13 protein-coding genes are annotated in these 13600 nt (G+C 43.4%); 5 read left to right on the forward strand and 8 right to left on the reverse strand.

The window, feature by feature from the left end:
* The first annotated feature begins 18 nt into the window (after positions 1-18).
* The 3 genes from WAX86_RS13910 (at position 19) to WAX86_RS13920 (ending at position 2279) form a co-directional block, all read left to right on the forward strand.
* Positions 19-1020 carry a hydrolase gene (locus WAX86_RS13910; protein ID WP_341488922.1) on the forward strand — a complete coding sequence of 334 codons (1002 nt, stop codon included), beginning with the start codon at positions 19-21 and terminating at the stop codon, positions 1018-1020.
* Positions 1021-1060: 40 nt separating this feature from the next.
* Complete coding sequence (locus WAX86_RS13915) at positions 1061-1276, forward strand: YheU family protein (protein WP_036764712.1); 216 nt, start codon at positions 1061-1063, stop codon at positions 1274-1276.
* A gap of 133 nt (positions 1277-1409) precedes the next feature.
* Positions 1410-2279, forward strand: coding sequence for a phosphoribulokinase (locus WAX86_RS13920; protein WP_005302684.1), 870 nt, complete (start codon positions 1410-1412; stop codon positions 2277-2279).
* Positions 2280-2328: 49 nt separating this feature from the next.
* On the opposite strand, the gene WAX86_RS13925 is transcribed toward WAX86_RS13920, so the two are convergent.
* A complete protein-coding gene (locus WAX86_RS13925; RefSeq protein ID WP_044174114.1) occupies positions 2329-2733 on the reverse strand; it encodes an OsmC family protein in 405 nt (134 codons plus the stop codon).
* Positions 2734-3119: 386 nt separating this feature from the next.
* Here WAX86_RS13925 and crp point away from each other — a divergent pair, with 386 nt between their 5' ends.
* Complete coding sequence (gene crp, locus WAX86_RS13930) at positions 3120-3752, forward strand: cAMP-activated global transcriptional regulator CRP (RefSeq protein ID WP_027250650.1); 633 nt, start codon at positions 3120-3122, stop codon at positions 3750-3752.
* A gap of 157 nt (positions 3753-3909) precedes the next feature.
* Positions 3910-4092, forward strand: a complete 183-nt coding sequence (locus tag WAX86_RS13935) for a hypothetical protein (RefSeq protein ID WP_036764709.1) — start codon at positions 3910-3912, stop codon at positions 4090-4092.
* 101 nt (positions 4093-4193) lie between these two features.
* Here WAX86_RS13935 and WAX86_RS13940 read toward each other — a convergent pair whose 3' ends face one another.
* From WAX86_RS13940 to trpS, 7 genes are all read right to left on the reverse strand, one after another.
* A complete protein-coding gene (locus tag WAX86_RS13940; protein ID WP_341488923.1) occupies positions 4194-5000 on the reverse strand; it encodes a DUF1338 domain-containing protein in 807 nt (268 codons plus the stop codon).
* 30 nt (positions 5001-5030) lie between these two features.
* Positions 5031-6494: a succinylglutamate-semialdehyde dehydrogenase gene (gene astD, locus WAX86_RS13945; protein WP_005302676.1), complete on the reverse strand. Its 1464-nt coding sequence runs from the start codon at positions 6492-6494 to the stop codon at positions 5031-5033.
* Between the two features lie 10 nt (positions 6495-6504).
* Positions 6505-7524, reverse strand: a complete 1020-nt coding sequence (astA, locus tag WAX86_RS13950) for an arginine N-succinyltransferase (RefSeq protein ID WP_341488924.1) — start codon at positions 7522-7524, stop codon at positions 6505-6507.
* Between the two features lie 104 nt (positions 7525-7628).
* Positions 7629-8849, reverse strand: a complete 1221-nt coding sequence (locus tag WAX86_RS13955; RefSeq protein ID WP_341488925.1) for an aspartate aminotransferase family protein — start codon at positions 8847-8849, stop codon at positions 7629-7631.
* Positions 8850-9193: 344 nt separating this feature from the next.
* A complete protein-coding gene (locus tag WAX86_RS13960) occupies positions 9194-9778 on the reverse strand; it encodes an aminodeoxychorismate/anthranilate synthase component II (protein ID WP_188007654.1) in 585 nt (194 codons plus the stop codon).
* Between the two features lie 99 nt (positions 9779-9877).
* Positions 9878-12223 carry an ExeM/NucH family extracellular endonuclease gene (locus WAX86_RS13965; protein WP_341488926.1) on the reverse strand — a complete coding sequence of 782 codons (2346 nt, stop codon included), beginning with the start codon at positions 12221-12223 and terminating at the stop codon, positions 9878-9880.
* 257 nt (positions 12224-12480) lie between these two features.
* Entirely contained in the window at positions 12481-13503 is a 1023-nt protein-coding gene (trpS, locus tag WAX86_RS13970) for a tryptophan--tRNA ligase (RefSeq protein WP_005302669.1), read from the reverse strand.
* Positions 13504-13600: the final 97 nt, after the last annotated feature.

Consider the following 13600-nt stretch of genomic DNA (forward strand, 5'->3'; position numbering starts at 1 on the left):
AATCAAGGATAAGATTTTATGATGACATTTACACCCGCCTTTGGCCTTGCTAATCCACACCTGCAAACCTTATTGCCACGGTTTATCCATCGCAACCCCCAATTCACACCAGAGATGGAACGTATTGAGACTCCTGATGAGGATTTTCTGGATATCGCATGGACAGAGTCGCCCCATAATATAGCTCCCGATAAGCCCATTTTAGTGTTATTTCATGGTTTAGAAGGCAGTATTCGCAGCCCATACGCCCATGGTTTATTGCATGCAGCGAAACGCCATGGTTGGCTTGGGGTGATGATGCATTTTCGCGGCTGCAGCCATGAACTTAATCGCCAAGACCGTTTTTACCACTCAGGGGAAACGGAAGACGCCCACTTTTTTATTCAACATCTAAAGCGCCGTTTTCCAAACCAACCTCTGCTTGCTGTTGGCATTTCTCTGGGCGGAAATATGCTAGTAAATTATCTGGCTCAAACCGGGGAAAATAGTGGTATTACCGCCGCTCAGGTAGTCTCCGCACCTCTGCAATTACAAGCATGCGCTGGCAGAATTGAGCAAGGTTTTTCTAAGGTCTATCGCAGCTATTTGTTAGGATCATTAAAAAAGCGTCTTATCGGAAAAATTGAACGTGGTGGCAATACAATGCCAGTTACTAAGCAGCAAGCCGAACAGATAACGTCACTGCGCCAATTTGATGATTTGGTCACAGCCCCCCTTCATGGGTTCCAGAATGCAGATGATTACTACCAACAGTGCAGTGGCATGCAATATCTTGCTCAAGTATCGACACCTCTGAGACTCATCCATGCGAAAGACGATCCCTTTATGACCGATGAGGTGATTCCAACCATGTCATTACCACCGCATATTGAATACACCTTATATCAACACGGTGGTCATGTTGGTTTTGTTACAGGCAGTCTCTTAAAACCTAAAATGTGGTTAGAAAAAACAATTCCAGTCTGGTTTACGGAGCAATTAGCCTTAAACAAACAATCATCGCATGGTAGTCAGGTTTAATACTATAATCTGCTAATGTTTTCTTTAGTGGCAAGTTGTAATGATTATTCCTTGGCAACAAATTGATAGTGAGACACTCACCAACTTGATTGAACATTTTGTTCTGCGAGAAGGAACCGACTATGGCGAACAAGAGTTAAGCCTTGCAGATAAAGTGGCTCATGTTCGTCAACAATTAGAACATGGTGAAGCGGTCATTGTTTTTTCTGAGCTTCATGAGACTGTTGATATTAAATTGCGCTCTCAACTTTGCTGATAGCGAAAATAAATTTCTTCTGTTATATGCGTGCTGTGGCAAATCACAGCGAAAAAAAGCCCCTCTCCTTGCATATTCCTTAACATGTTGTTAATAAATAGCCAACTATAGCAAAAGGATATGCAGGGAACTTATGTCAGCCAAACATCCCATTATCGCTGTCACTGGTTCATCAGGAGCCGGTACGACAACGACTTCAGAAGCGTTTCGTAAAATGTTTAATATGATGAACATTAAAGCGGCATGGCTTGAGGGTGATAGCTTTCACCGTTTCACCCGTCCTGAAATGGATGTCGAAATCCGTAAAGCAAAAGAACAAGGTCGACATATCAGTTATTTTGGGCCTCAAGCCAACGACTTTCCCCTACTTGAACAATTTTTTAAGCAGTATGGCGAAGATGGCTCTGGGGAGTATCGTCGTTATCTTCATACCTTTGATGAGGCGGTTCCTTATAATCAAATGCCTGGAACGTTCACCCCTAAACAACAACTGGCAGAGAACACAGATCTCCTGTTTTACGAAGGGTTACATGGCGGTGTGGTTGATGGTGATATCAATGTTGCTCAGCATGTGGATCTACTGATCGGCATGGTGCCCATTGTAAATTTAGAGTGGATTCAAAAAATAGTCCGTGACACCCGAGATCGCGGCCATTCACGAGAAGCAGTCACAGAATCTATCGTTCGCTCGATGGATGATTACCTCAATTATATCACCCCTCAGTTTTCTCGAACCCATATCAACTTTCAGCGAGTCCCCACGGTTGATACCTCAAACCCTATTAGCGCCAAAGGCATACCAACACTCGATGAAAGCTTTGTTGTAATCCGTTTCCGTGGGCTGAAAAATGTCGATTTCCCCTATTTATTGGCAATGATCCAAGGTGCCTTTATGTCTCGCCATAACACCTTAGTTGTACCTGGCGGTAAAATGGGATTTGCGATGGAATTGATCATGCGACCACTATTACAGCAGTTGATCGAAAAAGGAAAAATAGGCTAAAGAAAACCGTATGGCGAGATAAAGATTCTCGCCATAGTTATAACAAAGCTTATGCAGCAACCACTTGGTAGGAGTGAGTCAACTCAACGCCTTTACCTAGCATCAAGCAGACAGAGCAGTATTTTTCTAGAGAATTAGCTACAGTTTGAGCGACTAATGCTTCATCAAGATCAACGCCTGTCACCACAAAATGTAAGTTAGCTTGTGTAAAAAGACGAGGCGCTTGTTCACGACGAGTCGCTGAAATTTGAGCCTCACAAGCTGTAATTTTTTGTCCTGCTGATTTTAATCCTTCAACCACATCAACAGAACTGCAACCACCTGCTGCCATTAAGACTAATTCCATTGGACTTGGCGCTTTATCACCACCATTACCATCCATCACAACACTATGGCCTGAGCTTGATTGACCTAAGAACGTCATCCCTTCAACCCATTTCACTCGTGACTGCATCTTTGACTCCATTTTCAGACAGAATATACGTTTTAAACCTCATTCTTGATGATAAAACAGCAGGTGTAAACCTCTAAATTTAAGCCAGCGTCGCAAAATGAAGTATGACTTGTAGCACACTTTCAACCAAAGTTTTGTGATGAAATATTAAGCAATTTATAATTAACTGCTAACGGTGTGATCATGTGCACACTTATGAGTACAAAATGAGCGACTCCGTTAGATTAATATCAAGAAAAACCCAAAGAAAAAGGATACACTCTGTAACTATTCAAAGAAGCTTGCAAATTGCAGCGATATGAATACCCTGTCAACGAGTAGTCCTTTGGCCCTTAGACTTAAAAGGAATGCGTTGTTAGGCAACAAATGCAGAGGAAGTTATAAATATGGTTCCAGGTAAACCTCAAACAGATCCAACTCTTGAGTGGTTTCTTTCCCATTGCCACATTCACAAGTACCCGTCAAAGAGCACTTTGATTCACGCGGGTGAGAAAGCAGAAACTCTCTACTACATTGTGAAAGGTTCTGTTGCGGTGTTAATCAAGGATGAAGAAGGCAAGGAGATGATCCTGTCTTACCTAAACCAAGGTGACTTTATTGGTGAGCTAGGCTTATTTGAAGAAGGTCAAGAGCGTACTGCATGGGTTCGTGCTAAAACCCCATGTGAAGTTGCTGAGATCTCTTTCAAAAAGTTCCGCCAACTAATTCAAGTGAACCCAGATATCTTAATGCGTCTTTCAGCGCAAATGGCTCGTCGTCTACAAGTGACTAGCCAAAAAGTGGGTGACCTTGCATTCCTTGACGTAACAGGTCGCATCGCTCAGACATTGCTAAACTTGGCTAAACAGCCAGATGCAATGACTCACCCAGACGGTATGCAGATTAAGATCACTCGTCAAGAAATCGGCCAAATCGTTGGTTGTTCTCGTGAAACAGTGGGTCGTATTCTGAAAATGCTAGAAGAGCAGAATCTAATCTCTGCTCACGGTAAGACCATCGTTGTATACGGTACTCGTTAAGCTTTATAGCTCACGAGATACAAAAAAAACCGCATATTCTACTATGCGGTTTTTTTGTGCCTAAATAGCCACCACTGTCACAGACTCTTCACTTGCAGCAAAGAAAAGTTTTGCTACAGTTAATGCGAACCAATAATTTAAGCATTGAGTGTGATATATGGATATTGAACGCTTCACCGACCATGGACAGAGTCCGGCAACCGCCATCATTATGGATCTTCCTGCTACTGTAGAAATGACAGGATTTACTTCCCGTCGCTATCTTCTCTCTCAGCAACCGCCGCAAGCTCGATCATTTAGCGAAGAAACGCCTTATTGGGCAACCCCTCTTGAACGCTAATATTAATTAACTTCAGTCCAAATGATTTAGGTACGGAAAACGCCACCGCACCTAAATCATACTCAGTCGTCCAAATACTACCAACCTAAGCTAATACCTCATCAATTCTCATTACTTTGGTAAGTGCTTTCAAAAATACGATTGGCTGAAGCTTCTACAAATCCAGAAAAGAGATCGCCATTTGCCATCGGATATCGTTTAGCAAACTCATAAAAACCACCCGGTATTAGCTGCTTCCCATCGCTAAACTCCACCATAACTTTATCTGCCATGGTTGAAGATTGCTCCAACATTAATGCAGCACTACCTTTTACTGCGCCACCAGCTTGGTTAATCGCAAAACCATTGTGAGTCAGATAATGATTCACTTCCGCCACTTCAGTAAATTGCTCCAGTGGATTAATACTGACGGTAAAATGATTAGCGCCAAAACCATGGGCCGCTACCCAAGCTGCATATTCACTCTCTTGAGCTAACATTTGATATTCTTGATAACTCAACGTCCACGGTCTTCCTTGGGATAAAAACATTGAGTTAGAAAAATAGCCATGGGGAACTTGGTCTAACAGTTTGCGTACCAACAGTTGTAATTGGCTAGAACACTGCCCTAACTGGAGCTCACTAATAAAAACCTTGGGCAAAACTGGATTTGGATGTTCAAAGTGCTCAGCATACAGTTTCTTTTCCTCAAACTTATACTGACCTTTTGGCTCATATCCTACCGCGATAAAAGCTGCAGCTACCCGATCTAACCCGCAACGAGGCAAGTTATAGGTGCGCAAAGCAATATGATCGTTCATCAGAGGATCATCTTCTGTCAGCAACTGCTGAACTTTCTCAGCAGAAGGACATAACCGGGTAATGTAATCTTGCCACAACTGGGAAAATAACAATTGGGCTCGCTCCATATCGACTCCTTGATATCACTTGGATTCTATTTAAGGTAGCACAATTCCGGGAAGTAACTGCTCAGGCAATTCGACATCATCCCCTTCAACGGAGGCCATCGGGTAGGCGCAATAATCCGCGGCATAATATGCACTCGGACGTAAATTGCCAGAGGCACCAAGCCCACCAAATGGAGCACTGCCACTGGCTCCGGTTAATGGTCGATTACGATTAACAATACCGGCTCGAATATTGGCAACAAAGTAGTCCCACTGCCCATCATCCAGTGAAATCAATCCAGCAGATAAGCCATATCGAGTTTGATTGGCCAATTCGACCGCTTGCTCAAAACTGCTGTAGCGAATCACTTGCAGTAAAGGGCCAAAGTACTCTTCATCTGGAAGCGTAACTAACTTAGTTACATCCAAAATAGCAGGGGTAATAATGGCCCCTTTTCCTCGCTTAGCCGCTAGGAGTACCTCAGCACCTAACGTGGCTAAATATGCTTGAGCCGATAGTATTTTATCTGCAGCCCCACTTGATATTTGCGGCCCCATAAAAGGTTGCTCAGCGGAAAATGGGTCACCAACATGCAGTTGTTGGGTCACATTAACCAGTTGTTCAAGTAAAGCATCACCTTTATCACCAATAGGGAGATACAGTCGACGGGCACAAGTACAGCGCTGACCTGCACTCAAAAATGCTGACTGCACTATGGTATAAACGGTTGCATTAATATCATCACTGCACAAGTCAGTTACAATCAGTGGGTTATTACCTCCCATCTCCAACGCGAGCATTTTCTCTGGTTGTCCCGCTAATTGCTGATGAAGTAAATGGCCAGTTTGCGCACTACCCGTAAAAAGTAACCCATCAATCAGTGGAGATTGGGCTAGAGCTTCTCCAGTTGCTCGGCCACCTTGAACTAAGTTAATTACGCCATCAGGTAATCCAGCTTGCTGCCATAATTTCATTGTGACTTCTGCGGTTTTTGGCGTCAGATCTGAAGGTTTAAACACCACCGTATTGCCAGCTAAAAGTGCTGGAATAATATGACCATTTGGCAGATGACCGGGAAAGTTATAAGGCCCAAACACGGCCATTACACCAAGAGGTCGGTGGCGTAACACCATAGTGTTGTTCCCTTGTTGTTGTCGAGAAAGCCCAGTTCTCTCTTGATAAGCTCGTACCGAAATGGCCGCCTTCCCCACCATTGCACTGACTTCAGTTTTGGTTTCCCATAACGGCTTACCAGTTTCTTCAGCGATGGTGTAAGCGAGCTGCTCTTGATGTTCGGTAATCAATTGAGCAAAGCGTTCAACATAAGCTCGTCGCTCAGAAAAGTCTCGGTTACGCCATGTTAACCAAGCAACCCTTGCCGCTTCAATGGCTTGATGAACTTGCTCGTAAGTGGCTTCATTTCCTTGCCATATTGCTTGTTCAGTATAAGGATTGAGAGAAATATGAGTCTCTCCCTGCCCTGCTATCCATTGTCCTGCAATCCATTGACTCATTGTCGCCTCCTTAAGTTAGCGCAACAAAGCGAATACTGTTTCCTGTCGTAACCCGCAAAGCGTCAGCAACTTGCTGAGATAACACCACGGTTTGGTTTTCCTCATCAAATGATAGAGGTGCGGCAACGGCTCGGAAATCTTTACATGAGGTATTACTGATAAGATACTGGCGGCGCAAACTAGGCTCACCAATTTTCACTTTTGCCCGTTGCGAGTGACGTACCGATTCAATATTACGAACATCACATTCAACGGTAGGTCCTGCATCAAAAATATCGACATAACCTCGATTACAAAACCCCTCTTGTTCTAAAAGTTTTAAGGCTGGAAGCGTTTGAGGATGAACTTGGCCTATCACCGCTTGGGCCTCAGGGCTAAGTAAATTGACATAAATAGGCAGTTTGGGCATCAGATCGGCAATAAACCCTTTCTTACCAATCCCCGTTAAATAATCAGCTTGAGTAAAATCTATTGAAAAAAAGTGTTCTTTAAGCCAGTGCCAAAATGGTGAGTTCCCATGCTCATCAGAAACACCTCGCATCTCAGCAAATACCACCTCAGAAAACCGTTCAGGATATTCTGCCATCAACATAAAACGCGCTTTTGATAACAGCCGACCATTCAAACCTTGGCGCCACTCATTACGCAAAAAGAGCGTACAAAGCTCGCTGTTTCCTGTGTAGTTATTACCAAAAGTCAGTACTTTCACCACATTGTGCACATTGAGTTTACGCGATGAATGCACCACTTTGCTGATGTGATAAGAATAGAACGGAACGTCTAAACCAATGGCCGCCTCAATCCCTGTTGTCCCAGCGATTTCTCCCGTTTCACTGTCTTCTGCCACCATCAAATAACCTTCACTACAAGGTTGGGTGACTCTCTTATTGAAACTGCGTACTGAATTATCAATTCGACGTTGCAACAGCTCATCATTAACAGGTAGAGAAGTAAACCCATGACCAGACTCTTGTGCACATAATTTTAGTGCCTCAAAATCTTGAACCGATATAGGACGAACAACCAGCATAATATTCCCTCCTATGCTCATTGATGTATGCAGAGATGACGCTCTTTAGCAAAGCATGGTCAATGCCAACCATGCTTATATGAGCCGTTCAAATTATGGCTAAGCTAGTGATTTTGATAAAGCTGAGCAATGGCTTGTTCGAGTCGAGCCAATCCTTGTTCAACCTCTAATTTGCTGATCACTAAAGAGGGAGTAAAGCGCACCACATTAGGACCTGCCACTAAAACCAGTAGCCCTTGCTCACCGGCTGCCAATAAGATATCTCGAGCTCGGCCATGCCATTCAGGGACTAATTCAGCGCCAAGCAGTAAGCCATGTCCTCGAATATCTTGAAAGATAGGATAACGTTGATTGATATCTGCGAGCCCCTTTTTAAACCATGACTCACGCTCTTTCACGCCAGCTAACAATTCAGGTTTAATAATTTCACTGATCGCAGCTTTAGCAACGGCACAAGCTAGAGGATTACCACCATATGTCGAACCGTGAGTGCCAACCTTCATTGACTGGGCGATAGCTTCGGTTGTTAACATCGCACCGATAGGAAAACCACCTCCTAATGATTTTGCAGTGGCCAAAATATCTGGCGTAACCCCCAGTTGTTGATAAGCATATAAAGAACCAGTACGACCGTTACCCGTTTGCACTTCATCAAAGATAAGTAAGGCTTGGTGTTTATCACACAGCTCACGTACACCTTGAATAAATTCAGCATCTGGTGAAATGATCCCACCTTCGCCTTGTAGAGGTTCCATCATAACGGCACAGGTTTTATCGGAGATAACTTGCGATAGAGCATCTAGATTATTATAAGGAAGATGGATTACCGCTTGCGGTTTGGGGCCAAAGCCATCGGAGTAACTGCTCTGCCCACCGACGGTCACAGTGAAGAAGGTTCGACCATGAAACCCCTGTTTAAATGCGATGATTTGGTCTTTATCAGTATTAAAATGATCCACAGCATAGCGTCTTGCTAATTTGAGCGCAGCTTCATTCGCCTCCGCTCCAGAGTTAGCAAAAAACACTTTATCGGCAAACGTGTTAGCAACCAATAATTGAGCCAACTCTAAAGCGGGCTCATTTGTCATCACATTACTTAAATGCCACAGTTTTTGCGCTTGTTCGGTCAGAGCCTGAACTAAAGAAGGATGACAGTGACCAAGACAACTCACGGCAATACCACCGGCAAAATCAATATATTCTTTATCGTCTTGATCCCATACTCGGGAACCTTCACCACGAACAGGGATCATCGCCATCGGTGAGTAACAAGGCACCATCACCTGGTCGAACACATTACGTTGTACTTTGTTTTCAGCCATCATCACACCTTCCTTTTGTGATTAAGGGGTTAACCTTAGTATTTACATTTTTTTAACCATTTCCAAGCGCAGAATATTCTTTTTATCTCAATAACGTTTCTTTAATCGCAAACGTTATGCTTAGTTATGCATCAAAACAGTGAAACAATGAAGTATTTTTATTCAAATTTATACTAAATCAAATAAATAGGCAGATATTATTGATGGGTTTGCATAGAAAGATGAGAGGTTATGCAGAAAGGAAAATGCAGCAAATGTGATGTTGATCCGAGCTCAAAAAGACTGAGCCCCTTATTTTCTCAGTCTCTACCCTAGATGAGTGAAAGCAGTATCACTCAGTATTGTTGTTACGCCTTACGACGAAGAAAATTGGCGAGCAGTTGATGGCCTTGTTGTGTCAAAATACTTTCCGGGTGAAATTGAACCCCTTCTAAAGCCAGCTCTTTGTGGCAAATCCCCATAATTTCATCCCGCTTACCATCTGAGGTAGTGGTCCATGCTGTTACCATAAACTCACTTGGAAGCGTATCGGCTTGCACCACTAACGAGTGATAACGGGTGACGGTTAGAGGGTTATTTAAGCCATGAAACACACTTTGGTCGGTATGAGTTATAGGTGAGGTTTTACCATGCATCGCCTGTTTAGCCCGAACAATCGTAGCACCAAATGCTTGTGCCATCGCTTGATGACCTAAACACACACCGAGTATCGGTAACTTTCCGGCAAAATGTTGGATAGCAGCCAATGATATTCCAGCCTCATTAGGAGTACAAGGGCCGGGAGAGATCACCAAATGAGTGGGATTTAAGGCTTCAATACCCGCTATATCGATCTCATCGTTTCTTACCACTTTGACTTCTGCACCCAATTGGCAAAAGTATTGGTACAAATTATAAGTAAACGAATCGTAGTTATCGATAATCAGTAGCATGGTTATAGGCTCTTACAACAAAGTCGACTTATTGTGCCTTTGCAAATAAGAAAGGCAAGCCCAATTGAACTTGCCTCATGTTTTTACTGTCTTTTTTATCTATTTAATTCGGCAATGATCGCCGTTATACACTGCGGTTAACTTACCAGTCAGTTTTAATGGACTATAACCGCATGGGACTTCATACACACCGTATGCCAGCACACTTAAGCGCACCTTATCACCCGTTGAGATCCCCATCCATGTTAAGAAACTGTCTTGTTCGTCATAGTGACGCGAGTCTCCTCCGAATAACCATGGCTTAGTGCTATCCCAATACCAGCGGTCAAATACCGGATAAATCGGCTGCTCGCTGCGATTGTGAATAGTGAGATTAAAGCCGGGTTGTTTCATTTTATAACGCAGACTGATAATAACGGGATCGTGGTCAGACGCTGAGTATGGGCCTTCTGATTTAGCCAATTCACCACTGTATTTGCGAGAATACTCAAACAAAGCATTTTCTACTGAGTTAATGTGCCAATCTTCAATACCCACCACTTTTTTGGCCAGTGATTTATTGGCTAAAGCGTGATCTAAACTCCCTAGCTCGCCACCAAAGCTATAAGAGTAACTGTCTTTACCATGCCATTGGGTCGCCAAGTTTTTCAGCCCTAACCCCTTACCTACTTCTTGTCCGACAGCTTGATACGGAACACCCGCAATTGAGGTACCTGAGGCGGTCATGATCTTACGCTGTGCTTGATTTGGCTTATAATTGGTAAGAACTCGGATAGGATCTTCCATACCATAAGAGTTCATATCACCAATCACAAGCAAGTCACCTTTTACTTTCTTTAGCGAATTAGCCAGTACTTGAGCGGCTGAGACTCGAAATGCATTACAACGCCCTTGTAGATCAGCAGGATCAGAATCAAACTCGCCATTAACCCAATCTTCATAACAACCTGAGCCTTTAGACTTCAGATGGTTTACCACTATAGTTAACGTTTTTTGCTTCTGTTTAGCATGATTTACAGTAAAGCTTTGTAATAAACTATCTCGCTGATACTTATCTAACTGCTTCTCTTCTCCCTCAGGGCTTGTTCCAACAATGTGCTGCTCTGGCATCCGAATAACTTCAGCATTGCCCTTTGGCGTTACCTTGGCTGGACGATACAACATCGCCACCATAATCGCATCGGAACCGAAATATTGACCTTGGTTTTTATCTTTGGCGGCAATTTCAATAAAGCGGTAGTGTTGCGAGGTATCACTCCATTGCGCGTTGAGATGTTCAACTAAGTTAGCGATAGCACTGTTATCACCAAACCCGTTATTTTCCATCTCCATAATACCGACAATATCGGCATCCATTGCGGTTAATGCATTTACAATTTTGGTGCGTTGCAGTACAAAATCAGCTTCCGTTTTTGCTCCGCGGTTACACCCTTTACTTGCATCTGCATCCGCCTGGTCTTGGCAAGTCACATTGAGATCGCCGCCGATACTACTGGCACTAGTAAAGAAATTTAAGACATTAAAACTGGCCACTTTAAGATTGCTGTCGGTGACGATTTCAGGTGCAACGGTACGGTCTTGATAATGAATAAAGTCTGCACTTGTTACGCTGTTGGTTGGTAAAAGACGATAGTTATTGTAACTAAAGCCAATAACCCCTTCCAGATTGATGAGACCATCGCCGACTCGAATATAACCCTGCTCAGGATCGAAATCTGGAAAATATGGGATCACGCCATTTGCGGGCTTTTGATCGGTATCGATATAGAGTTGATTGCTGCTGTTGGCGTTTGCCAGTGCTTGAGCTTGCTCACTCCCAGCAATATAGATTTGGGTCGGTTTGAGCAGTGGCGCTTGATGAGAAAGCACCATATTATTTCGATATGAGCTGTAATCAAAACCAAAGTTTCGTGTTACCGTTAACTGGCTTTGTTTGGTCAACTTAACCCACATACCTTCATAGCGCTCCATAGCCTGAGCTAATGTTTCGTCCGTTTCGATAACAACTGGAGTTGGCGCTAAAGGTTGTGTCATCGCCCCCAATTCAATCTGATCTGGGTGAGCTACCAATTGAGTCTGCTGGTAATGCTCTTTAACCGGGGCTAGCAAACAGACCTGCATACCGGGTTTCACATCAACGTTTAACTTTGAGCCAGTATAAACAAAGATCCCATCTGAGGTTTGAGGGTTGTTATCACCTTGCGCATCTTGGATAAAGAAGCCCTGATAAAGCCCTGTTACCTTCTTTGTAACCACGCCTTGCACAAAATAACTTTCATTACTTTGGTACTGACCCTCAGGAACTAATGGACTACGTTCACCATCACCTTGCAATTGATAGATAGGCGTTAATACTTGGTCTTGGCAGGTAAATGTATCTGCCAGAGAAGGGAGAGAAGTAACCGCTAGAGCCAAAGCGATTGGGCTATAACAGAGCTTGTTCATATTGCAATCCTTTACATTTGTGGACAATGTCAAAATGGAGAGCAATTATTAAGCAAAGCAGCATCACCTTAATGTGATAGACGCAACAAAACGCCATTAGATTATATAACTAAAAAGCATTTTTTTGACTCTGCTTCAGAAAGAACAAAAACAGACTGTATTGACTAGACACTCAATAATAACGAGCTGCAATAAAAAAGCTGCCCGTAAATGAGCAGCTTTTTCAGTAAGATGTACCAGCAATCAAATGGGTAAAATTACTCGGGACGAGTCACAAAACCTACTGCTTGATATGCTTTTTTCAATACCTCTGCCGCACGAGCAGATGCTTTTTCTGCGCCCTGCTTCATCACGCTATCTAGATAAGCGCGATCGCTACGAATACGGTGGTACTCAGCTTGTACTGGTTCTAACATAGCAACCAGAGCTTCACCAACATCTTTCTTAAATGGGCCGTACATTTCAACGCCAGCATATTGCGCTTCGATTTCAGCAAAAGTCTTACCTGTTGCTGCCGAATACAGACCCATAAGGTTAGAAATACCCGCTTTGTTTTCGATATCAAAAGCGATACGAGGCGGTGTTTCTGCATCCGTTTGCGCCTTATTGATCTTCTTGATGATAGATTTAGGCTCTTCTAGCAAGGTGATCACGTTCTTACGGTTGTCATCAGATTTCGACATTTTCTTAGTCGCATCTTGTAGACTCATCACGCGAGCACCTACCGTTGGAATATACGGTTCAGGGATTTGGAAAATTGGGCTCTCTTCGCTACCGTAGATGTTGTTAAAGCGAGTTGCGATATCACGAGCAAGCTCTAAGTGTTGCTTCTGATCGCTACCTACAGGTACTTGATGTGCGCCATACAATAAGATATCAGCTGCCATCAATACAGGGTAATCAAACAGACCCACATTAACATCATTGGCATGACGTGCTGATTTATCTTTAAACTGCGTCATACGGCTCAACTCACCCATTTGGGTATAACAGTTAAGCAACCAGCCAAGTTGAGCGTGCTCAGGTACGTGAGATTGAACAAACAGGGTACTTTTCTGAGGATCAACACCTACCGCCAAACAAATCGCTAACGCATCCAGTGTCGCTTCGTGCAAGGCTTTTGGATCTTGACGTACAGTAATTGCGTGCAAATCTACTACACAGTACTGACAGTCATAGTCATCTTGCATCTGTTCCCACTGACGCAGCGCACCTAGGTAGTTACCGATACTTAATTCACCAGAAGGCTGCACGCCACTTAGTACAATGGGTTTACTCATGAGGGATAATCCTGTTCTTTAAGTAAAATTTATTCAAACAATAACGGCACTGTTAGACAGCACCGTTGTAATGGAATTCAGTTTACACCGAAATGTA

The sequence above is a fragment of the Photobacterium damselae subsp. damselae genome, from assembly GCF_038086725.1.
In the GTDB taxonomy this organism is placed as follows: domain Bacteria; phylum Pseudomonadota; class Gammaproteobacteria; order Enterobacterales; family Vibrionaceae; genus Photobacterium; species Photobacterium damselae.

Bases quoted from the DNA above. Each gene is read 5' to 3' on its own strand.
- WAX86_RS13910 (WP_341488922.1), top strand. From the start codon at position 19: ATGATGACATTTACACCCGCCTTTGGCCTTGCTAATCCACACCTGCAA.
- WAX86_RS13915 (WP_036764712.1), top strand. From the start codon at position 1,061: ATGATTATTCCTTGGCAACAAATTGATAGTGAGACACTCACCAACTTG.
- WAX86_RS13920 (WP_005302684.1), top strand. From the start codon at position 1,410: ATGTCAGCCAAACATCCCATTATCGCTGTCACTGGTTCATCAGGAGCC.
- WAX86_RS13925 (WP_044174114.1), bottom strand. From the start codon at position 2,733: ATGCAGTCACGAGTGAAATGGGTTGAAGGGATGACGTTCTTAGGTCAA.
- crp (WP_027250650.1), top strand. From the start codon at position 3,120: ATGGTTCCAGGTAAACCTCAAACAGATCCAACTCTTGAGTGGTTTCTT.
- WAX86_RS13935 (WP_036764709.1), top strand. From the start codon at position 3,910: ATGGATATTGAACGCTTCACCGACCATGGACAGAGTCCGGCAACCGCC.
- WAX86_RS13940 (WP_341488923.1), bottom strand. From the start codon at position 5,000: ATGGAGCGAGCCCAATTGTTATTTTCCCAGTTGTGGCAAGATTACATT.
- astD (WP_005302676.1), bottom strand. From the start codon at position 6,494: ATGAGTCAATGGATTGCAGGACAATGGATAGCAGGGCAGGGAGAGACT.
- astA (WP_341488924.1), bottom strand. From the start codon at position 7,524: ATGCTGGTTGTTCGTCCTATATCGGTTCAAGATTTTGAGGCACTAAAA.
- WAX86_RS13955 (WP_341488925.1), bottom strand. From the start codon at position 8,849: ATGATGGCTGAAAACAAAGTACAACGTAATGTGTTCGACCAGGTGATG.
- WAX86_RS13960 (WP_188007654.1), bottom strand. From the start codon at position 9,778: ATGCTACTGATTATCGATAACTACGATTCGTTTACTTATAATTTGTAC.
- WAX86_RS13965 (WP_341488926.1), bottom strand. From the start codon at position 12,223: ATGAACAAGCTCTGTTATAGCCCAATCGCTTTGGCTCTAGCGGTTACT.
- trpS (WP_005302669.1), bottom strand. From the start codon at position 13,503: ATGAGTAAACCCATTGTACTAAGTGGCGTGCAGCCTTCTGGTGAATTA.